The organism is Georgenia daeguensis (genome assembly GCF_039537705.1).
GTDB classification, from domain to species: Bacteria; Actinomycetota; Actinomycetes; order Actinomycetales; family Actinomycetaceae; genus Georgenia; species Georgenia daeguensis.
In genome coordinates, this window is the sequence record NZ_BAABBA010000002.1 from 298,236 (window position 1) to 319,740 (window position 21,505).

Annotated in this window: 13 protein-coding genes; all 13 read right to left on the reverse strand. The window is 74.2% G+C overall.

Annotated features, from left to right (window positions below; all coding sequences use genetic code 11):
* Positions 1-2,325 carry a transglutaminase-like domain-containing protein gene (locus tag ABD774_RS03065; protein WP_345037498.1) on the reverse strand — a complete coding sequence of 775 codons (2,325 nt, stop codon included), beginning with the start codon at positions 2,323-2,325 and terminating at the stop codon, positions 1-3.
* Positions 2,322-3,629: a DUF58 domain-containing protein gene (locus ABD774_RS03070; RefSeq protein WP_345037500.1), complete on the reverse strand. Its 1,308-nt coding sequence runs from the start codon at positions 3,627-3,629 to the stop codon at positions 2,322-2,324. The genes ABD774_RS03065 and ABD774_RS03070 overlap by 4 nt, the downstream gene beginning before the upstream one ends.
* On the reverse strand, positions 3,626-4,612 hold the full coding sequence (locus ABD774_RS03075; protein ID WP_345037658.1) for an AAA family ATPase: 987 nt from the start codon (positions 4,610-4,612) through the stop codon (positions 3,626-3,628). The genes ABD774_RS03070 and ABD774_RS03075 overlap by 4 nt, the downstream gene beginning before the upstream one ends.
* 106 nt (positions 4,613-4,718) lie before the next feature.
* The gene (locus ABD774_RS03080; RefSeq protein ID WP_345037502.1) at positions 4,719-10,934 is read right to left on the reverse strand and encodes an Ig-like domain-containing protein; all 6,216 of its coding nucleotides are present in this window, start codon (positions 10,932-10,934) and stop codon (positions 4,719-4,721) included.
* A 234-nt stretch (positions 10,935-11,168) separates the two neighbouring features.
* On the reverse strand, positions 11,169-11,873 hold the full coding sequence (locus ABD774_RS03085) for an FHA domain-containing protein (protein WP_345037504.1): 705 nt from the start codon (positions 11,871-11,873) through the stop codon (positions 11,169-11,171).
* Between the two features lie 48 nt (positions 11,874-11,921).
* The gene (locus ABD774_RS03090; RefSeq protein ID WP_345037506.1) at positions 11,922-13,466 is read right to left on the reverse strand and encodes a serine/threonine-protein kinase; all 1,545 of its coding nucleotides are present in this window, start codon (positions 13,464-13,466) and stop codon (positions 11,922-11,924) included.
* On the reverse strand, positions 13,463-15,133 hold the full coding sequence (locus tag ABD774_RS03095) for an FHA domain-containing protein (protein WP_345037508.1): 1,671 nt from the start codon (positions 15,131-15,133) through the stop codon (positions 13,463-13,465). The genes ABD774_RS03090 and ABD774_RS03095 overlap by 4 nt, the downstream gene beginning before the upstream one ends.
* A complete protein-coding gene (locus ABD774_RS03100; RefSeq protein ID WP_345037510.1) occupies positions 15,130-15,975 on the reverse strand; it encodes a PP2C family protein-serine/threonine phosphatase in 846 nt (281 codons plus the stop codon). Before ABD774_RS03100 ends, ABD774_RS03095 begins: the two co-directional genes overlap by 4 nt.
* Before the next feature lie 88 nt (positions 15,976-16,063).
* Positions 16,064-17,578, reverse strand: a complete 1,515-nt coding sequence (locus ABD774_RS03105) for an alpha/beta hydrolase family protein (protein WP_345037513.1) — start codon at positions 17,576-17,578, stop codon at positions 16,064-16,066.
* Between the two features lie 93 nt (positions 17,579-17,671).
* The gene (gene era, locus ABD774_RS03110) at positions 17,672-18,652 is read right to left on the reverse strand and encodes a GTPase Era (protein WP_345037515.1); all 981 of its coding nucleotides are present in this window, start codon (positions 18,650-18,652) and stop codon (positions 17,672-17,674) included.
* Entirely contained in the window at positions 18,649-19,935 is a 1,287-nt protein-coding gene (locus tag ABD774_RS03115) for a hemolysin family protein (protein ID WP_486327259.1), read from the reverse strand. Before ABD774_RS03115 ends, era begins: the two co-directional genes overlap by 4 nt.
* Positions 19,936-19,955: 20 nt before the next feature.
* On the reverse strand, positions 19,956-20,408 hold the full coding sequence (ybeY, locus tag ABD774_RS03120; protein WP_098485052.1) for an rRNA maturation RNase YbeY: 453 nt from the start codon (positions 20,406-20,408) through the stop codon (positions 19,956-19,958).
* Positions 20,405-21,469, reverse strand: coding sequence for a PhoH family protein (locus ABD774_RS03125; protein ID WP_345037522.1), 1,065 nt, complete (start codon positions 21,467-21,469; stop codon positions 20,405-20,407). The genes ybeY and ABD774_RS03125 overlap by 4 nt, the downstream gene beginning before the upstream one ends.
* Positions 21,470-21,505: the final 36 nt, after the last annotated feature.

Consider the following 21,505-nt stretch of genomic DNA (forward strand, 5'->3'; position numbering starts at 1 on the left):
TCAGTCCTTCCGGCGCGGCGCGGGGCCGGCGCTGTCGCTGTTTCGTGCGGCCGCCGTCGTACGCGGGTCGCGGCGCCGGGTCCGGCGGAGCGACCGCGTCGAGACGCGCGAGCGCCACCAGCGCCGCCGCCCGACGGCGGTGCGGAGCCGGGCGAGGGTGGCCTCCACCTCGCCCCAGTAGGTCGTCACGTGCTCCTCGCCGGGCTCGGCCGGGCCGAAGGTGCCGGCGTCGGCGCGGCGCGCCAGCTCCGTGGCGCGCGCGGCCGAGGCGTCGACCGGGGCCGTCCGGCGCTGCCGGCGGGTCGCCTCCCCCGGCGCGGCCAGCGCGGCGACCATCTCCCCCGCGGCCTGGGAGCGGGTGGCGGTCCGGGAGACCTCCACCCCGAGGTCGGTGGCGGCGTCGACGATCTCCGCCCAGCCGCCGGCCACCCGTGCCGAGGGCGTGCCCCGGGTGCGGCGGCGCCGCCGACGGCGCAGCTTGACCGCGAGGATCACCAGCAGCGGCGCGAGGAGCAGGAGCAGCACCCCGACGGCGGCCGCGGCGACGAGCAGGGCGACCGGGAAGACGGCGTCCTCTTTCTCCTCCTCGTCGTCGATCTCCACGTCCTGCCGGTCCGACGGCGGGGCGTCCGGGGGCTCCTGGGCCGGCGGGGGAGGCTGGAGCACCTGCGGCTGCGGCCGGTTCTGCGGCAGCGGCGACTCCTCCTGCCAGATCCGGTCCTCGTCCGGCGTCGGGTAGAACGGCACCCAGCCGTGCCCCTCGAAGGGCACCTCGACCCATGCCGTGACGTCGTCGCCGGTGAGCTCCACCGCGCCGTCGGCGGCCGCCGGGGCCTCGAAGCCCATGACCACCCGCGCGGGGATCGACATCGACCGCAGGATCAGGCCCATCGCGGCGGCGTACTGCTCCTCGTCGCCCACCATGGGGTCCTCGCCGCCGAGGAGCGAGTCCAGGCGGGCCGCCCCGTGACCGGGCAGGGACGGTGTCTCCCCCTCCAAGCCGTGCGAGAAGTACCCCGCCTGCAGCCCCTGCTCGACCGCCTGGATGCGCGCGATGCTGGTCGAGGCGTCGGCCGTCAGCGCGGCCGCCACGGTGGTGACGACGTCGGGGACGGTCACCTCGGGGAGGGGGACGTCCGCGAGCGGCGCGCCCTCGAGCTCGGTGTTGGTCGGCCGCTCCGGCACCGCGGCGAGCACCTCGTAGGTGTCCCCCGCCGCGAGCCCGGCGGTGGTCAGCCCGGTGCCGGTGGACCGGTTGAAGAAGAAGGAACGGGAGAGGTCCTCGGCCCCGGCGCCGGTGAAGTCCACGTCGTACGGCGTGCCCAGCACGGGCACCCACACGCCCGCGTACTCCCCCACGGTGACGCTCACCTCGTGGAGGCCGTCGGTGGGCTCGGGCTCGATCCGCTCGCCGATGCGCAGGTACTCCCCGGACCCGGACTGGGCGGGGTCGGCCACGGCCCAGGCGGTGCCGTCGTAGGCGTCCAGGGTCGCCACGCGCACCTGGGCCCCGGCGGGGAGGCCCTCGACGGTGAGGACGGGCTCCTCGCGGTGGTCCTTGACGTACTCGCGGAAGCCCGCGAGCGGGCTCGGGTAGTCGTGCAGGTCGGGCGGCGGCTCGATGCGCTCGCGCAGCACGAACCGGTCGGCCGGCGCGGCGAGCACCCCCGCCGCCCCGCCGACGACGGCGCCGACGGCGACCAGCGCCACGACACCTGGCAGGCGCCCCGCGTGCATCCGGCCGGTGCGCCAGCTCGCCCAGACCAGCCCGGCGGCGGCGAGGAGCAGGCCGAGCGGCACCGACGTCGTGACGTCCGCGGTGCCCAGCAGGATGGCGACGACGAGCACGAGCGCGGGCGGCACCAGCGCCCACACCGGGCGGCGCGTGCGCACGGCCACGGTCACGGAGACGCAGGTCGCGACGAGCGCGAGGAGGTAGGGCGCGGTGAGCAGGTTCCCGCTCCCGCCTAGCGGCGGCAGGACGGTGACGATGTCCTTCCACGACGTCACCACGCCCCGCCCGACCGCGCCGATCGTCTCCGGCGTCGGGACGATCCCGGCCAGCGCCGTCGTCGGCGCCCCGAGGGCGGAGAGGAGGACGAGAACGACGGCGAGGGCCGCCAGCACCTGCAGCACGCCCCAGCGCAGGGCGGCCCCGACGACGGCGACCGCGGCCCCCAGCAGCACCCCGCCGAGCACGGCGGCGACCAGCAGGGCGGTGCCGAACACCGGCAGGAACGGGACGAGCGCGGCCAGCACGAGGAAGGAGAGGACGGCGACGTCCACGCCGCGGCGCGCCAGCACCTCCTTGACGGCGGGGATCATCGCATCGCCTTCCGCAGCGTGCGCGGCAGCTCGTCGAGCGCCCGGACGGTCGCGACGGTGACGACGCCGACGGTGGACAGGCCGGACTCGGCGTCGCGGTCCACCCGGACCGCCAGGGCGCGCACGCCGACCGGCAGGACGGCGCCCGCCGCGCGAAGGTCCCGGGGCGAGACGGTGGAGCCGCAGACGAGGATCGCCATGGAGGCGTGCTCGACGTCGCGGGCGACGGCGCGGGCCATGGTCACCACGCCGGAGGGTCCGGTGCCGGTCTCCAGCCGGGTGAGGTTGTCGAGGAGCTGGCGGCGTGAGAGCGCCGGCAGGACCTCGTGGCTGGTGAGGACGGTGAGGTCCTTCTCCTCCTCCAGGGCCTGCAGGCCGAGCGACCCGGCGCTCGAGACCGCGATCTCGAGCTCCTCGTCGTCGTAGTAGTCGGCCACGTTCCGGCTCAGGGCCACGACGACGTGCGAGCGCCGGGTCTCCTCGAACTGGCGCACCATGAGCTTCCCGGTGCGCGCGGAGGAACGCCAGTGCACGTGGCGGCGGTCGTCGCCGGGGATGTACTCGCGCAGCGCGTGGAAGGCCAGGTCGGAGCTGGTGATGTCCCGGGTGGTCGCGCCCTCGAGGTCGTGGAGGAACCCGGCGGCGGTGGACGCCAGGCGCACGGTGCGGGGGTGGACGTAGAGCTCCTCCACGTCCGTCCAGGTCATGGAGCGGCGGACCAGGCCGAGCGGGTCCCCGCGCACCGAGCGCACCGGCCCGACGGCGATGACCGCCCGCCGGGCGGTGGGGATGGCGAAGAGCTCCTCGTGCTCCCCGCCCCGCGGGAGCCCGGGCAGGGCGAAGGCGACCTCGGCCTGCCCCACCGGCATCTCGATGCGGGCCGGCAGGACGTGATGGGCGGAGGTGTTGCGCACGACCACCCCGGCCATGGCCCGTTCCCCCACCACCACGCGGGACTCCGAGAGGCGCAGGCTCACGGCGTACGGCTGGCGGCCCAGGGTGAAGGCGAGCGCGGCCAGGAAGACGGTGACGAGCACGACGCCGACGACGAACAGCTCCACCCAGCCGAGGCCGCGGCCCACGACCCACGCCACGACGCCGGAGGCGAGGGCCACCCAGCCGATCGCCCCGACCCAGCGGAGCACGCGGGCGGTGGCGAGCCGCTGCGCGCGGGTGCGCGCCAGGGCGCCCTGGACCCCGGGGATGGTGCTCAGCCGCTGGGTCAGGGAGGTGCGGGCGGTGGTGCCGGCCGTCCGGGCGGTGGCGGAGCTGCCCGCCGTCCGTGCGCTGCGCTCGGTGCTCACTGCCGGGAGGCCTGCTCCTGCGCCTGGGCGCGCACGGCCGGGGGCACGACGTCGGAGAGGACGGCGGCCAGGGCGTCCGCGGCGGTGGCGCCCTCGAACTCCGCCTCGGCCTCGAGCACCAGGCGGTGGGCCAGGACGGGCTCGGCGAGCTCCTTGACGTCGTCGGGCACCACGTAGTTGCGCCCGTGGGCCGCGGCCCAGGTCTTCGCCGCGCGCACCAGCGCGAGGGCCCCGCGGACGGAGACGCCGACGACGACGCCGGGGGCGCGGCGCGTCTCCTCGACGATCCGCGAGACGTACTCGAGCACCGCCGGGTCCACGTGCACGGTGTCGGCCAGCGCCACCATGTCCGAGACGGCCTGGCCGGTGATCACCGGCTCGAGGGCGCCGGCGCGGTCGCGCTGGGCGGCGCCGTGCAGGATCTGCACGGTCGCGGAGTGGTCCGGGTAGCCGACGGAGGTCTTCATCAGGAAGCGGTCGAGCTGGGCCTCGGGCAGGCGGTACGTGCCGGCCTGCTCGATCGGGTTCTGCGTGGCCAGGACGATGAACGGGCGGCCGACGTCGTAGGGCACGCCGTCGACGGTGACCCGCCCCTCCTCCATGACCTCCAGCAGCGCGGACTGCGTCTTGGGCGAGGCGCGGTTGATCTCGTCGGCCAGGACGACGCTGGCGAAGATCGGGCCGTGGTGGAACTCGAAGGTCTGGGTCTTCGGGTCGAAGATCGACACGCCCGTGACGTCCGAGGGCAGCAGGTCCGGGGTGAACTGGATACGGCTGCTCTTCGCCTGCAGGGTCTGCCCGAGCGCCCGGGCGAGCTGCGTCTTGCCGGTGCCCGGGTAGTCCTCGAGCAGCAGGTGGCCGCCGGAGAGCAGGGTGGTGACCACCAGGCGCACGACGTTCTGCTTGCCGATCACGGCCCGGGACACGTTCTCGACGATGCGGTCGAACGTTCCGGCGAACCAGGTGGCCTGCTCCAGGGTCATCACGGGGGCGGAGGTGCTCGTGGCGGTCACAGGGGTTCCTTCGGGGTGGGGGCGTGGGGAGGGGCTGGACTGTGGGCGTGGGTCGGGGGGCGCCGGTGCGGGCGGCCTACCAGGTGTACACGGGGCTCATGAGGTCATAGCCGTTGCCCTGGACGATGACCCGGGTGCGGTAGCCGGGCCAGCCGTAGTACATGGTGGTCTGCAGCCTGCCGCTGCCGGCCTTGAACGTGTAGGCCCGACCGTTGGTGCTGGCCTCCATGTTCCGCCAGCCACCGTCGTCGACCTGGAAGGTGACGTTGTAGCTGCCGCCCGGCAGGTCGGTGTAGTCCACGGCGACGTACCGGCAGGCGCTGGCCGAGCAGTCGGAGGCACTGACGGGGGCGCCCTTGGCGACGCGCACCGTCGGGTCCGGCCTGGGTTCGTCGTACGTCAGTCCGGTTGCGTTGACGCTGCGAGTCACACCGTCCGACCGGACCACCTGGAACTGGGCCTCGTACTCCGTCGACCACTGGCCGCCCTGGGTGGAGGAGCCGGTGGCGGGGACGTTTTGCCAGCCCGACCAGGCGCCACGGTTGACGCGGTAGCGGATCTGCGTCGACGTGATCTCCCGACCGTTGCCGTCCGGGCTGCTCCACCGGAAGGTGATCTCGCGCTCGCCGGTGTTCGACGCGGTCATGGTCGGGTTGCCCATGGGGCCGTAGGGGACGACGGTGTTCGACGTGCCCGAGGTCTCGCCGGCGTAGGAGTTCATCGCCCTGACCCGGAACGAGTAGCTGCTCCCGTCGTTGAGGCCGGTCACCTTGCGATCTGCCGGCAGGCTCTGCCAGCCGCCGCCGTTGACGGACACCTGGTACCCGGTGACCGGGTCGCCGTTGGGCTGGGCGTTCGTGAACTCCAGCTGCACCACGCCGTCGGAGCCGGTCGCGGTGGCCGTCGGCGTGCCCGGCGCGGAGGGTCGCGCGAACGAGCGCACCGGCTGGGACGTCGCGGAGGTCTCCGACCAGCCCGCCTTGTTCTTGGCCGCCACGGTCACGGTGTAGTCGGAGCCGGCGGGGGCGTCCTCCTGGAAGGAGGTGCCCGCCGTCGTGAAGTCCCGGAACGGCGAGCCGTCGCGGAAGATCTGGACCCGGTACTCCGAGACGGCGGCGCCGTTGGCGTCCGGGGCCTCCCAGGCCGCGGTGATCTGCTGGGCGACCGGGTCGTCGACGCGCTGCACGCGCGGGGCGGCGGGGACGGCGGGGACGCCCGCGGGCGTCTCCGCGGCGGACCAGCCGGACCACTCGGAGGGGTCGGGCGCCTGGTTCCGCGCCCGGACCTGGACCCGGTACGCCGTGCCGTTCTTCAGTCCGGACCAGGTGTGGCTCGTGCCGGTGACGTTAATCTGTCCGCTGCCCACGGCCGGGGAGATCATGAGGTCGTAGGACTCCACCGGCGAGCCGGAGGTCGGCGGCGCCGTCCACTCGATGACCAGCTCGCCGTCGCCGAAGGCCAGCACCGGGGGCGCCGGGCGCTCCGGCTTGACGTCGGGCCGGGCGACGGCGGAGGCCCCCGAAGGCTCGGAGTCGCCGACGGCGTTGGTCGCCGTCACCGTGAAGGTGTACTCGACGTTGTTGGTCAGGCCCGAGATCGTGCAGGTCGTGGTCGCGCACTGCGTGGTGGAGCCGGAGGTCTCCACCGTGTAGCCGGAGATGGGTGAGCCGTTGTTGGCCGGTGCCGTCCAGGCGAGCACGACCGTGCGGTCGCGCACGTCCTCCACGCGCGGCGGGGTCGGGCGCTCGGGGACCCCGACGACGTTCATCGTCAGGCGTCCCTCGACGTGGCGCCGGGCGTCGCCGGTGGCGTCCTCGACGACGAACAGCACGACGGCTCGACCGACGAACTCGGCGCCGGGGGTGACGGTGACCTGGCCGCCGCGGAAGCTGACGTCGGCGGTCCCGGACTCGGCGTAGGCGTCGACGACGGTCAGCGGCTCGCCGGGGAACGGGTTGTACGCCCCGGCCAGGACGTCGACGGTCTGGGTCTCGCCCTGGTCGACGGTGCCCAGGTCACGGTCCTGCACGCCGGCCGGGGGCCGGGTGGAGGGCACGACGGTCGCCGTGACGGTGCCGGTGACCGGCTCGTTGACCGGGTCGGCCACGGAGATGACGATCTCGTGCTGACTGCCCGCGGGCGTGTCTGCGGGGGCGGAGACGGACAGGAAGGTGCCGTCGATGCTCGCCTCGACGCCCGGCCCCGCGTCGACCACCCGGTAGTCGAGCTGGTTGAAGTCGGCCGTGTCCGGGTCCTGCACGAGGTTCCGCAGGTTGAGGGTCACCGGCTCCTCGGCGGGCGAGACCTCCACGGAGCCGCCGGCGAAGGTCGGCGGCGTGTTGCCGCCGTCGGGCAGGACGGTGATCGGCAGCGTGAGCACGGACCGCAGGCCGTCCTCGGCGCTGGCGCCGTCGGTGACCTCGAAGGTGAGGGCCGCGGGACCGGCGTAGCCCGGCGCGGAGGTGTAGCTCAGCGTGGTGGCGTCGACCACGGGCGAGGCGCCGTTGGAGTTCGTCGCCGTCACGGACGCGCCGTCGGTCAGCCGCACGTCCTTCCCGCTCGGGGAGACGACGTAGTCGGCGATCGGGATCTCGACGGTCTGGCCCGTGAGGACCTCGATGGGCTCGGCGTCGGTGCGCAGCACCGGCCCGGTGTCCTCGACGCCGGGGATGTCGACGAACGCGAAACCGACGTTCCCGTCAACGTCCTGGACCTGGTACGTGATCACCTGCCGGTCGGGCCGGACCGGTGCCTGGACCTGGTTGTCGACGACGCTCACGCCCTCGGGCGCGTCGGGGACGGTGACCCGGAGGGCCTCCGCGGTGCCGTCCGGGTCCTCGTCGTTCTCCAGGACCGGGACGGTGACGGAGTCGTGGTCGATGATGTCGGCGGCCTGCACGAGGTCGTCCCGGGCCAGCGGCGGCAGCAGCGGGGCGTCCGGGGACACCTTGACCTCGAGCAGGCCGGTGTCCTGGCCGCCGCGGTTGTCCGTGGCGCGGTAGGCCACGGTGAAGACCGTCGGCTCCTCCGGGCTCAGGATCTTCAGCATGCCGTTCTCGACGCTGATGTCGACGCCCTCGACCGGGTCGAACGGCACGCCGAGCTCGCCGGTGGGCAGGTAGAGCGGGTCGCCGTCGGGGTCGGTGTCGTTCGTCAGGACGTCGACGGAGACCTCGCGGCCGGGCCGGACCTCGACGGCGTCGTCCTGGGCGTCGGGGGCGCGGTTGGACTGCGGGGGCGGGACGACGCCGATGCGCACGGGGGCGCTGGCCACCATGCCCAGCCGGTCGCGCACCGTGTACGTGAACTGGTCCGTGCCGTCCAGGTGGCCGTAGGCCTCGTAGTCGAGGTACCCGGGGCCGACCTCGACGATCCGGCCTAGCTGCGGCGCCTCGCCGGTGCCGAGGAGCTGGACGGAGTCGCCGTCGGGGTCGATGCCGAACAGGGGCACCTGGATGCGGATGCGCTCGCCGCTGAAGGCGCGGGTCTCGATGGGGTGCGGCAGCGGGGCCGAGTTGCGCTCGGCGTCCGCCTGGACGTGGACGGTCACCTGCGCGGAGGCCTCGTTGCCGGCGGAGTCGACCACGCGGTACACGGCGTTGACGGTCTGCGGCTGGGCGGGAGCGCGGAAGCGCACGGTCTCGCCCGAGACGAAGAAGTGACCCTTGGCGGCGTCGGGCGCCTCGGCGAGCTCGGCGTCGAGCTCGAACTCCAGGCCCGCGGGGTGCGAGTCGTTCTGCAGCACGGGGATCGTCACGAAGTCCCCGGCGCGCACGGTCGCGGTGTCGGCCTCGGCCACGGGCGGCTGGAGCGCGGAGTCGGTCGCGACGGGCATGACGACGACCTCCCCCTCGGCGGAGGAGTCGCCGTTGGAGACGGTGTAGCCGAAGCGCAGCGGCTCCGAGGGCACCTGGCGGGCGCTGATCTTGAGGATGCGGTGCTCGAGGACGGAGACGACGAGCCCGGACTCCGGCGGGACGGTGACCTGCTGGACTGCGAGGAGCCGGCCCGAGGGGTCCTCGTCGTTGGCGAGGACGTCCACGAGCACGGCGCCGCCCGCGGGGAGCAGGGCGGTGTCCTGCACGGCCACCGGTGCGCCGTCGGCGGGGTCGGTGACCTCGACCCGCACCAGACCCGTGGCGTCCTTGCCGGAGTCGTCGACGACGACGTAGGTCAGGTAGTAGGAGCCGGCCGTCTCGGCGGTGAAGCGGAAGGACCCGGCGTCGTAGTCGGGCACGACCGTCGCGTCGCCCTGGGTGCGCACGTCGGCGAGGCGAAGGGGCTCGCCGTCGGGGTCGGTGTCGTTGACGATCGGCTCGATCTCCACCTCCTCGCCCGCGGTGGCGCGGAAGTAGTCGAAGACCGGCACGGGCGGGAGGTTGCCCTCCTCGCGGACGTCGACCTCGACGGTGACCTCTGTGCTCTCGCGCCCGTCGGAGACCGTCACGGGCACGGCCTTGGCGCCCGTGGTCACGCCGGAGTCGACGAACTCGACGGCCCCGTCCGGGGTGAACCGCACGACGTCGTCGGCCGGCGCGGTCGCCCCGGTCACGAGCATCTCGTCGCCGTCTGCGTCGCGCATGTGGGTCAGCACGTTGACGCTGCCCGTGGCGCCGGAGGTCACGGTCAGGCGGATCGGGCGCAGCTGCTCGGGCGCGGTGTTCTCCGCCTCCGGGACCACCCGCAGGGCGACGGAGGCGGTCGCCTCTCCCCCGCGGCCGTCGTCGACGGTGTAGCTGAAGCTGCCGCTCCCGGTGGCTCCCGGCGGGGCCGAGACCTGCAGCGCCCGACCGCCGAGCACCTCACGGATCTCGCCCAGCCCGGCCGGGAAGCCCTCGACCCCGCCGATCGCGAGCAGGTCGCCGTCGGGGTCGGTGTCGTTGGCGAGGACCTCGATGATCGTGGTGGAGCCGGCGCGCACGCCGAACCTGTCGTCCTCGGCGACCGGCGGGCGGTTCTCGGCCTCGCGGTCCAGCGGGATCTCGTCGGTGATGTCCTGCTGGGACTCCTCCTCAAGCTCGTCCGTGGCGTCGGGAGGGGTGACGTCGTCCCAGTTCTCCACGATCGTCATCGACTCGTTGACGAGATAGACCGTGCCGGCGAGGGTGTCGTTGAGCACGACGAGGTCGCGGTTGGTGCGGAACTCGAGCTGCGGCTGGCCGGCGGTGGTCGGCACCGGCGCCTCGACGGCCTCGGCGCGGCCGCACTGCTGGAGGTAGTGGCTCTCGGCGCCGGCCCACGCGGCGTGGACGCAGCCGGCCACGACCACCGGCGCCGCGGGCCGTCCGGCCGCGGGCGCACGCAGCGTGACGGGGTCGCCGCCGTCCAGCGGGACGCGGACGAGGGCGTCGGCGCTCGCGAGGACGACGTCGTCGCTGTCCTCGCCCGGGTGCTGGAGCCGGACCTGGCTGAGGTCGAGGCCCAGGTCGGTGAGGTCCGTGGGGTCGGCGCCCGGGCGCCCGAGCAGGAGCCGCTCGTCGGCGGTGCGCGTCAGGACGACGGGCGTCTCGCCGACGACGGTCAGCTGGGTATCGGCGTCGGAGAAGTCGGCCGGGTCGATCCCGATCCCGGTCTCGTCCAGCTCGACCGGCTCGGCGGTCTCCCCCGCCTCCGTGGCGGCGGCCGCCTCGGCCTGGAGCTTCTCGGTGCCCCGGGGGACGGTGACGACGACGGAGTCGGTGGTGGACAGCCCGTAGGCGGTGCCGTCCTTGCCCACGGCAAGCTCGGCGTTGGCCCCCAGCGACGCCTGCGGAGGCGCCTCCTCGTCGGCGAGGGTTCCCGTCGCGTGTGCGGGCGCGGTGCGCAGGTTCCCCGACCCGAGGTCGAGCACGCCGACCACTCCGCCGCCCAGGCCCACCTGGTGGTCGGCGGGGAGGGTGACGCCGCCGGCGTCGGTGGAGACCGTGGCGGGGTCGACGGAGGAGAGCAGGTCGACGCCGGAGTCGGCGACGAGGACCGTCGAGCCCTCCTGCAGCACGTCGATCTCGTTGCTGGCCGAGGTGACGGACCCGTCGAGCTGCTGGACCGGGTAGTTCACGCGGCCGACGAGGAGCTCGGAGCCGTTGGTGACCCACACGCCGCCGTCGTTGAGCTCGACGTCCGCCGTCGCGACGCCGTCGTGGAGGAGGCTGGCCGCCACCACGGTGCCGGCGACCAGGCTCAGGACGGTCCCCGAGGCGATCCGGCGGCGGTTGCGGCGCTTGCGCTCGACGGCGCGGGTGCTCCGGCCGGCGGTGGTCCCGGTGGTGCCCGCCGTCGTCTCACCGCTGCGCGACGCCTTCTTTCCTCGCAACGCGGTCTTCCCCCTGGAAACGGCCAACCTAGGACGGACGACCCAGAACTGGGCCCGGCGCCGATGTTATCCCAGGAACGTCCGAATTCTGGGCGCCCGGGTCCGGGGAGAACTCCCCAGTCCCCCGCCCTGGGGAGGCCCCGGACCCCGCGTCCGTCTGGCTCGCCGCCTGCTCGCGTCGACCGCCGTCGGACCGGGTCCGCAGAAGCCGCCGGACCGGTGCGGAGGACTCGGTCAGTCGACCTCGGCCATGTCCTTCGCCGAGTCCAGCAGCGACAGCTGCTCCGGCACGACGAGGCGCGAGGCGACCGCGTGCTCGACCAGCCGTGCCCGGCGGTTGACCGCCAGCTTCCCGGGCCCGCCGCGCAGGCCGCGCACGCCGTGCCGGTGCAGCTTCTCGCAGACGTTGTCGAGCTTGCGGTTGAACCGGGTCAGCGCCCAGCCCAGCCGCGCGGCCGCCTCGGCCGAGGTGGGGATGTTCGCCGTCGACCCCCGCCCGTTGAGCACGGGTTCGGCCAGCGCGAGGACCAGGAGGTGCTGACTCTCGGTGAGGGTGACCGGGCCGATCGTCGTCTCGCCGATCTCCATCTCCTCCGCGGGCCGGGTCGGTAGGAACGTCGGGTCGTCGTTCTCCAGGGTGAGCTCGTACGTCGTCGGGCCGGCCGTGAAGAGCACGACGGTGCGGGCGTAGACCACCGGCAGGCGGGCGCCGGGGGCGAGCCAGGCCTGGGTGTTGCCCTCGGGGTCGGCGATCGTGGCGGACAGGCGCGAGCCCACGTTGTCGAGCCACCACAGCCCCTCGTGGTGGGTGACCTCGAGGAAGCGGCGGTGGAGGTAGGGGTTGTCGTCGATCTCGAGCGGTCCCTCGCGCCCGATCACGAACGGGTCGTCCGGGTCCAGCGGGAACCACTCCCCGCAGAACTCCAGCTGCATCGCCATGTCATCTCCTCACTGCGCGCAGGTCCAGCCCGCCGCTCGTACGGCCGGTCACTGCACGCACGTCTGTGCCGGCTGGGTTGACGTCGTGCCGTTGGGGAGGCGGATCTTGACCGAGAGGCAGACCTGCCCGGGCGCCCCCTCGACCACGGCCTGCGGCTCCTGCGCCGGGTGGACCTGCGGGTCGGCCCCCGGCTCGGTGCGCTGCCAGGTGAAGGTGACGCCCTCCTCCGCGTCGAGCTCGGCGGGCACCCCCCACGTGAACGTCACCGTCTCGCCCTCGCGCGTGCCCGCGAGGTCCGTGGGCGACGGCACCTGGGCCGGGATGGGGATGGCGGTCGCGGAGGGCGTCGTCGGCTCGTCCTCGGGTTCGCCGCGCAGCGCGCCGGCTCCGAGGATGCCGCCGACCACGACGAGCGCCAGGGCCACACCGCCCCCGACCAGGGCTAGCTTCCGTCGGGGGGCCGTCGGCTCCGCCTCGGCCGGCTCCGGCTCCGCGGGCCGCGCGCCCCGCAGCTGCGTGGCGCCCTCGGTGCCCTCGTCCCAGCCGTCGTCCGCCCCGGTGGTGGTGCCGCGCAGACCGGTGACCGCGTCCCGGTGCGGAAGGCCGGTGGCCGCGGCGCCGCCGGCACGGTGCGGGTCGATCTCGACGACCTGGCGCACCACGGTCCGGTTGTCCCCGCCGTCGGGCGCGGGCGCGGCGCCCGGGCCACCGCCGAGCCAGGAGGTGTCCGGCACCTCGATGTCGGTCATCGGCAGGCGCAGCTCCTGCTCGACGACCTGCAGCGCGCGGCCGAGGTCGAGCGCCGAGGCGTAGCGGTGCGCGGGCAGCTTGGCCATGCCCCTGGCCAGGACCTTCTCCAGCGTCGCCGGGACGTCGCCGCGCCCGATGGGCGGAACCGGGTCGCGGCGGATGCGCATGGTGTAGTCGAGCCGGGTGTTCGGACCGCCGGGCCTGGTGAAGGGAGAATGGCCGGCGAGCAGGGTGTAGATCGTCGCCGCCAGCGAGTACACGTCGCCCGTGACGCCGACGGCGGCGTGGCCCTCGACGGACTCCGGCGGCGCCCAGGGGACGGAGACCCCGGCGGACTCGTCCGCCGTCGCCGTCGTCATCCCGGCGATGCCGAAGTCGGTCAGGGCGGGGCGGCCGTACTCGGTGGTGAGCACGTTCGCGGGCTTGATGTCGCGGTGCACGATGCCGGCCCGGTGGGCGGTCTCCACGGCGCCCGCGAGCCGGACGCCGATTCCGACGGCCTCGGCCACGCCCAGCGGACGGACCTTGAGCCGCTCGGCGAGGTTGGGCAGCGGGCAGTACTGCATGACCAGGTACGGGCGGCCGTCCGCGGCCTCGCCCGCGTGGTAGATGGCCACGATCGACGAGTGCCCGGAGAGCCGGGCCATGAGGTTCGCCTCGGCGATGAACTGCTCCCGCGGCTGGCCCTCGGTGGCCTCACGGGTGAGGACCTTGACCGCGACCTTCCGGTGCGGCATGTGCTGCGTGTAGAGGTAGACGTCGGCGAAACCGCCCGAGCCGAGCAGCTTCTCGAAGGTGTACCCGGGCAGGTCGGGGTGCTGTGCGGGGGCGCGCCGGCTCACTCGCCCTCCTCGCCGTGCCGGACGACCGTGATGCTCACGCCGGTCCCGAGCTCGATCTGCCCGCCGGGCGGCACCGGCACGCCCGTACCCGGGTGCAGGCGGAACGCGGGCTGTCCCGGCAGCACCAGGACCGTGCCGTTGGTCGAGTTCATGTCCGTGACGACGACGTGGTCGCCCGCCGGCCGGATCTCGACGTGGGTGCCGGAGATGTCCCGCTGGGGGTTGGCGACGGTCACCAGCCGCGGCACCTCGCTGCCGCGGAACCGAGCCGACTCCGGGGCGCGGCCCAGGAGCACCGGGCGGGTGACCTCGACACGCAGGCCGGTGGAGAGCAGGAGCTCGAGGGCCGGCTCGTCCTCGGGCGCCACGTCCCCGTTGTGCCCGCCGCCGGTGCCCAGCGCCGGCACGTCCGGGCGCGGGACGCTCGTCAGCTGCGAGGGAAGGATCGTGTGGCCGTCGTGGTCGCCGTCGTCCACCGGCCGCGCCCACGGCACCTCCGAGATCAGCCCGGGCCCGGGCACGGGGGCCGACGGCTCCCACTGCACCGGGTGGACGGGGGCACCGGGGACCTGGTCGGTCACGGGCGGGCCGAACGGCTCGTCCTCGTCCTCCGGGACCTGCGTGGCCTCGAGCCCGTGGGTGGGTGTGGCGGGTCTGGCGGAACGGCCGCCGTCCGCGGGACCGTCGGCGTCAGGAGGCCTCGAGTCCTGACGCGTGGCGTCGCGCCCCTCGACGTCCTGACCGGCGGACCCGTCTGCCGGCACCTCGGGTGCCACGACGTGCGCCGCGTCGAGCTCCGCGACCTGACGCTCCGCGTCCTCGGCGGCGAGCTGCTCGGTGGACCAGAACAGATGGTCGTACTCGGCGTCGTCAGCGGGGTCACCGTCGGCCTGCGCGGCCTGCGGCGCCGCCGGGACGGGCGCTGCGGGCACCGGCGGCGGCGAGACCGCGGCGGGCGCAGCTGCTGGCGCGGGCGGGACGGGCGCGGCTGCCGGCGCGGGCGAGACGGGTGCTGCCGGCGGCTCGGGCGGGACGGGCGCAGCTGCTGGCGCGGGCGGGACGGGCGCCACTCCTCCGGCTGCCGCCGGGTCCGCCGGGCGGCCGATGGCCGCGGCGAGCGCCGGTGCCTGCATAAGGGTGACCTCGAGGTCCTCCTCCTCGTCGCGCTCCTGCGCCAGCTGGAGCCCGGCATGGTTGTCCTGCGGCGCGTCGACCCGCTCGACCGGGCTGCGCAGCGCGGAGGCCAGCACGATGCCGCCGCCGACGGGCAGCCAGTCGGGCGGCGTCGCGGCGCCCGCGCCCTCGCCCCCGGCCGCGCCCGCGCCCGCGGCGGTGATCGTGAAGCCCGCTGCGCCGGGGAGGACGGCCTCGCGCCAGGTGGTGTAGCCGGCGCCGCTGACCTGCTCCTCCCCCACCTGCACGCTGAGCTCGCCGCGCACGAGGACGCTGAGCCCGGACGGGTGGGCCTCGACCATGGCGAAGGAGGGCAGGGTGCGGATGCCGCGGCCGGCGAGGTGCTCCACCCAGGTCCCCAGTCGCGAGCCCGAACGGGTCAGGCGCCACAGGTCGCGCGCGGCGGGCGCCCCGATGTCGGGGTGCAGAAGCGCGACGGCCCCCTCCCCCACGATGGCGATCCAGCTGCCGGCGCGGTACTCGTGCACGCTCATCGTCCGCTCTCCCCGGGCAGCGTGGTGCCGGCCTCGTCCTCGTCCTCGTCGGCCGCGCCCGGCGTGCGGGCCGTGGTCCCGGCCGCGCTCGCCTCGTCGGGCGCGTCGACGACGACGACCGTCACGTTGTCGCTGGCGCCTCCGGTGACCGCGTGGCACACCAGGGTCTGTGCGGCCTGCGCGGGGTTGGCGACGGTGGCGAGGATCTCGGCGATCTGCGCGTCGTCGAGCTCGCCGACGAGCCCGTCCGTGCACAGCAGGATCCGCTCGCCCGGCTGGACGCGGAGCATCCAGAAGTCCACCTCGGCGTCGGGCCCGGTGCCGATCGCCCGCGTGATGACGTTGCGGCGCGGGTGGGTGCGCGCGTCGGCGGCGTCGATCGTGCCGGCGTCGACCATCTCCTGGACGAGCGAGTGGTCCACGCTGACCTGCTGGAGCTGCCCCGCGGAGAAGCGGTACACGCGCGAGTCACCGACGTTGAGGACGAGCCAGTACGGCTCGCCGTCCTGCTCGGTCAGGACGACCCCGGCGACGGTGGTGCCGGCGACGGCCTCGCGCCCGTCGGTCTCCGCCCACCCGGAGGCGGTCTCCTCCTCCATGGTGCGCCGGATCGCCGCGGCGGCCTGGCGGACGACGGCGTCGACCTCGTCCGCGCTGATGTGGCGCGACCCACGGGCGGCGAGGGCGCGGAACGCGTCGGCCACGGCCTGGCTCGCCATCTCCCCGCGCGCGTGACCGCCCATCCCGTCCGCGACGACGAAGACCGGCTCCTGAGCGAACGCGGCGTCCTCGTTGACGCTCCGCCGGCCACCGGCGTCGGTGGCCACCCCCCACTGCGTCAACGTGCGCTCCCTCGTGCGTGCGGTCTGCCACCGCATAGGGTGCCATGCCCGACGGCCCGTGCCCGAAACCGTCCGCGCCGGCCGAGGATCACAGCACCGCCGGGTAGACGCCCCAGTAGGCCGCCGAGACCAGCAGCACGAGGCTGCCGGCGAGCACGCAGGCCACGCAGGCCCACCCCAGGACGCCGGTCCGACCCGCCCCGTGGGTCCGCACCGTGCGGCCGCGGGCCGAGCGGAGGGCGGCCGCGACGGTGAGCACGACCATGACCGCGGCGAGGATGCCGACCAGCTGCACGGCGAGCCAGCCGGCCTGGACGAGGAAGGCGTCGTGCTGGTAGTTCAGCGCCAGGTTCGCCACCCCCATGAGGTAGGAGACGTAGAGCACCCACGTGGCGAGGGTCGCCATGGCCAGGCCTGCGGTGTAGCGGCCCAGCGGGGCCACGGTGGCGCTGGGCCGGCGCCCGGCCAGCCGCGGCACCTGCCCGACGAGGGCGAGCAGGCCGCCGAGGGCGAGGAGCCCCAGGCCGACGACGAAGACGACCACGATCATGTCGCCCGTCGCGTACCAGCGCGGCCGGTCGACGTCGTCCGCCCGGAAGGCCTGGACCGGCTCGTCGCCGGCGATGCGGGGCGGCGCCCCGGCCGTCTCGGGCAGCCCGAGGGTCCACCGGGCGAGATCGTCGAGGAAGGCGGGCACGAGCGTGCCGTCGACCTTGATGCCGTGGTTGGCGCCCTCGTAGTAGCGGAGGGTGAGGTCCTCGTTCCCCGCCGTCTCCAGGTCCTGCATGACGATCTGCGCGCCCTGCACGATCGGCATGGAGGCGTCCCCGGTGCCGTAGACCATGAGGACGGGCTGGGTCATGCGCTGCTGGTAGGGCGAGACGTCGAAGTCGAAGTACTCGAACCCGCCGCCGGGGAACGTGCCTCCCACCAGTCGCGGGATGGCACGTAGCAGCCGGTCGGGCACGCCGCCCTCACGCAGGTAGGAGTCCGCGGCGAAGGCGCCCTGCTCGCGGATGGGCAGGACGGGGGCGGAGACCAGGACGACGAAGGCGACACGCGGATCGGCGGCCGCCGCGATGGGGGCGGACATCGCGCCCTCGCTCTCGCCGTAGACGCCGACCATGTCCGGGTCCACGCCGGGCCACCCGCGCAGCACCTCGACGGAGTCGAGGTAGTCCTCCGCCATCCCCACGTAGTCGCGCGAGCGGGTGGAGTAGGTGTCGGCGCGCTTGTCCGGCACCATCGTCACCACGCCGGCGCTGGCCAGGGCCGTGGTGATCTCCTCGAAGTTCTCGTGGGTGGCGGTGCCCGCGCCGTGCATGAACACCATGCCGGGGCGCTGCCCGTCCGCCCCCGCCGGCGCGGCGATCGTGGCCTGCACGCTCACGCCGTCGTCCACGACCACCTCGACGACCTGCCGGGTGACCTCGTAGGTCCCGATGGGGGCCGTCACGGCGTCGGAGCCGATGGAGGTGTCCGCCGTCTGCGGGACGAGGGTGTGCTCGAGGGGCTGGGGGTTCCACCCCGGCCCGGCCACGGAGCCGATCAGACCGAGGAGGAGCACCAGCACGATGCTGGCGGCCAGCCTGCGGTATCTCACCGGCTCAGGGTAGTTCGTCCTCCTCGGACCACCGGCGAGGCCCGGCGGTGGCACCGCCCACACCGGCCGCCGGCCGTCCGGAGGCCCGCCCGTCTAGAAGCCGAGCCGCTGGAGCAGCTTGGGGTCGCGCTGCCAGTCCTTGGCCACGCGCACGTGCAGGTCGAGGTAGACGCGGGCACCCAGGAGCGCCTCGATGCCCTTGCGGGCCCGGGTCCCGACCTCCCGCAGCCGCGCCCCGCCCTTGCCGATGATGATCGCCTTCTGGGAGGAGCGCTCGACGTAGAGGTTGACGTGGACGTCCAGCATCGGCGGCCGGTGGTCGTTCTTCTCCCGCGGCCGCTCGGTGATCTCCTCCACGAGCACGGCGAGGGAGTGGGGCAGCTCGTCGCGCACGCCCTCCAGGGCGGCCTCGCGCACGAGCTCGGCGATCATGACGTTCTCGGGCTCGTCGGTCAGCTCGCCCTCCGGGTACAGGGGCGGGCCGACCGGCATGTGCTGGAGCAGGACGTCGGTGAGGACGTCGATCTGCTCGTCCCGCACCGCGGAGACGGGCACGATCGTGGACCACTCGCCGAGCTTGTCGATCGCGAGGAGGTGCTCGGCGAGCCGCTCGCGGGAGACCTTGTCCGCCTTGGTCGCGACGGCGACCACCGGCGTGCGCTGCTGGCTCAGCTCGCGGGCGATGAAGGTGTCGCCCGGCCCGATCTTCTCGTCGGCGGGCAGGCAGAAGACGATGGCGTCGACCTCGGAGAGCGTCTCGCGCACGAGGTCGTTGAGGCGCTGGCCGAGGAGCGTGCGCGGCCGGTGCAGCCCCGGGGTGTCGACGAGCACGAGCTGGCCGTCCGCCCGGTGCACCACACCGCGGACCACGTGCCGGGTGGTCTGCGGCCGGCCGGACGTGATCGCGACCTTCTCCCCGACCAGGGCGTTGGTGAGGGTGGACTTGCCGGCGTTCGGCCTGCCCACCATGCACGCGAAGCCCGCGCGGAAGTCCTCGGGCCACCCGCCCGCGGGGATGAGGCCCTCGAGGGCGTTGGGGCCCGCGGTCAGCTCGTCGTCGGAGGGGAAGGTCATGACTGCTCCTGTGTCTCGTGGTCCTCGGCGGCCCGGGAGGCGAGCAGGGTCGAGACCCTGCGTCGTCGTCCCTCCGCCCGCTCGGCCACCAGGTGGATGCCCAGGACGTCGACGGCGGCCCCCGGGAGGGGCACCTTGCCCAGGGCCTTGGCGAGCAGCCCCCCGGCGGAGTCGACGTCGTCGTCGTCGATCTCCAGGCCGAAGAGGTCCCCGAGCTCGTCGATGGGGAGGCGGGCCGGGACCCGAACGGTCCCGTCGCCGATGTGCTCGACCTCGGGCTCGGCGCGGTCGTGCTCGTCGACCATCTCGCCCACCAGCTCCTCGAGGAGGTCCTCGATCGTCACCAGGCCGGCGATGCCGCCGTACTCGTCCACCACCATCGCGATGTGCACGCTCTCCGCCTGCATCTCGCGCATGAGGTCGTCGACGAGCTTGGTCTCGGGCACGAAGGTCGGCTCGCGCATGACGTCCGCGACCGTCAGGCCCTCGGTGTCGTTGCGGCGGTGGACCCGCCGCATGACGTCCTTGAGGTAGAGGATGCCGCGGAGGTCGTCGGTGGAGTCGCCGGTCACCGGGATCCGGGAGTACCCGGAGCGGGTGAACAGGGTGATCGCCCGCCCGAGCGGCTCGTCGGCGTCGATGGTGACCATGTCCGTGCGGGGCACCATCACCTCCCTGGTGAGGGTGCGGCCGAGCTCGAAGACCGAGTGGAGCAGCTCGCGCTCCTCGTCCTCGATCTGCTCGGACTCGCTGACCCGGTCGACCATGTCGCGCAGGTCCTCCTCGCGCTCCTCGCGGGTCTCCCCCGCGGTCCGCGCGGGCCCGGGCCACAGGGCCCCGCCCACGCGGGCGATCGGGCCGCCGACGGTGGCGAGGAGGTTCATCACCGGGGCGAGGGCGGACAGCACGCCGGTCGGGTTGCGCTGGCCCAGCCGGCGCGGGCTGAGACCGACGACGATGGCGAGCAGGAAGGCGGTGACGCCGACGGCGACGACGAGCACCTGCCACCACACGCCGAGCAGGTCGGCGACGGCGAGGGTCAGGCAGACCGCCGCCGTCATGTCCGCCAGGACGCGCACGAAGGCGACGGCGCTCAGCGCGACGTGGCGGCGGTCGACGAGCCGCGCCACGGCGTCGGCCCGGCCCCGCCCGTCGGCGGCCATGTCCGACACGGCGGCGCGGGTGACGCGCTGGAGCGCGGCCTCCCCGGCGCTGAGCGTCGCCGCGACGGCGAGGCTCACCACGGCCAGCGCCACCAGCCACCCCTCGGGGACCGGCTCGATCATGCCCTGCACGCGCTCCCCTAGCGTCCGGCGAGGAAGGTGAGGAGGAGCCGGCGCTGGAGGTCGAACATCTCCTTCTCCTCCTCGGGCTCGGCGTGGTCGTAGCCGAGCAGGTGCAGGATGCCGTGGGTGGTCAGGAGCAGGAGCTCCTCGACCGTGGAGTGCCCGGCCGCGCGGGCCTGCTCGGCCGCGACCTCGGGGCACAGGACGATGTCGCCGAGCGTGCCCTCCACGGGCTCCTCGCCGGCCCGTCCGGGACGCAGCTCGTCCATGGGGAAGGACAGCACGTCGGTGGGCCCCGGCTCGTCCATCCAGCGCTCGTGGAGCTCGGACATCACGTCCGTGGTGACGAACATGATGGACAGCTCCGCCTGGGGGTGGACGCGCATCTCCTCGAGCACGTACCGGGCGAGCGCGGCGAACTCCTCGCCGTCGACCTCGTAGCCGGACTCGTTGGCGACCTCGGTGCTCATCGGCTCTCCCCGTGACTCTCGCGGCGGCCGCCGGGATGCCGGCCCTTGCCGTCGTGCGGCCGTGCGGTCGCGTCCCACCGCTCGTAGGCGTCGATGATCTCCCCGACCAGGCGGTGCCGGACGACGTCGGCGCTGGTCAGCCGGCAGAACGTCACGTCCTCGATGTCGGCGAGGATCTCCTGGACCACGCGCAGGCCGGAGCGGGTGCCCGTCGGGAGGTCGACCTGCGTGACGTCGCCGGTGACCACCACGTGGGAGTTGAACCCGAGCCGGGTGAGGAACATCTTCATCTGCTCGGGCGAGGTGTTCTGGGCCTCGTCGAGGATGATGAACGCGTCGTTGAGCGTGCGCCCGCGCATGTACGCCAGCGGGGCCACCTCGATGGTGCCGGCGGCCATGAGCTTCGGGATCGACTCCGGGTCCAGCATGTCGTGCAGGGCGTCGTAGAGCGGACGCAGGTAGGGGTCGATCTTGTCGTTGAGCGTGCCCGGGAGGTAGCCGAGCCGCTCGCCCGCCTCGACCGCGGGGCGGGTCAGCACGATCCGGTTGACCTGCTTGGACTGCAGCGCGTTGACCGCCTTCGCCATGGCCAGGTAGGTCTTGCCGGTGCCCGCCGGGCCGATGCCGAAGACGATGGTCGAGCTGTCGATGGCGTCGACGTACCGCTTCTGGCCGATCGTCTTGGGCCGGATGGTCCGGCCCCGCGAGGACAGGATGTTGGTGGTCATCACGTCGGCGGGCCGCTCGAGGGCGGAGCCGCGCAGCATGGTGATGGCGCGACCGACGGCGTCGGCGCTGAGCGGCTGGCCGACGGCGGCGACGGTCGCGAGCTCCTCGACCAGCCGCTCCGCGAGGGAGACCTCGCCGGTCGGGCCGGTCAGGGTGACCACGTTGCCGCGCGCGTGCACGTCCACGGCGGGAAATCCGCCCTCGACGGCGCGGAGCACCTCGTCACGCTGGCCGAGCAGGACCACCATCGGCACGGACTCGGGGACGGTGACCTGGCGCTGGACGTGGCCGACGGGAACGTCGGTGTCGTCCGGTTCGGGGTTCTGCGACATGGTGACGGGCGCTGGGCCCTGGCTCTCCTCGAGGAT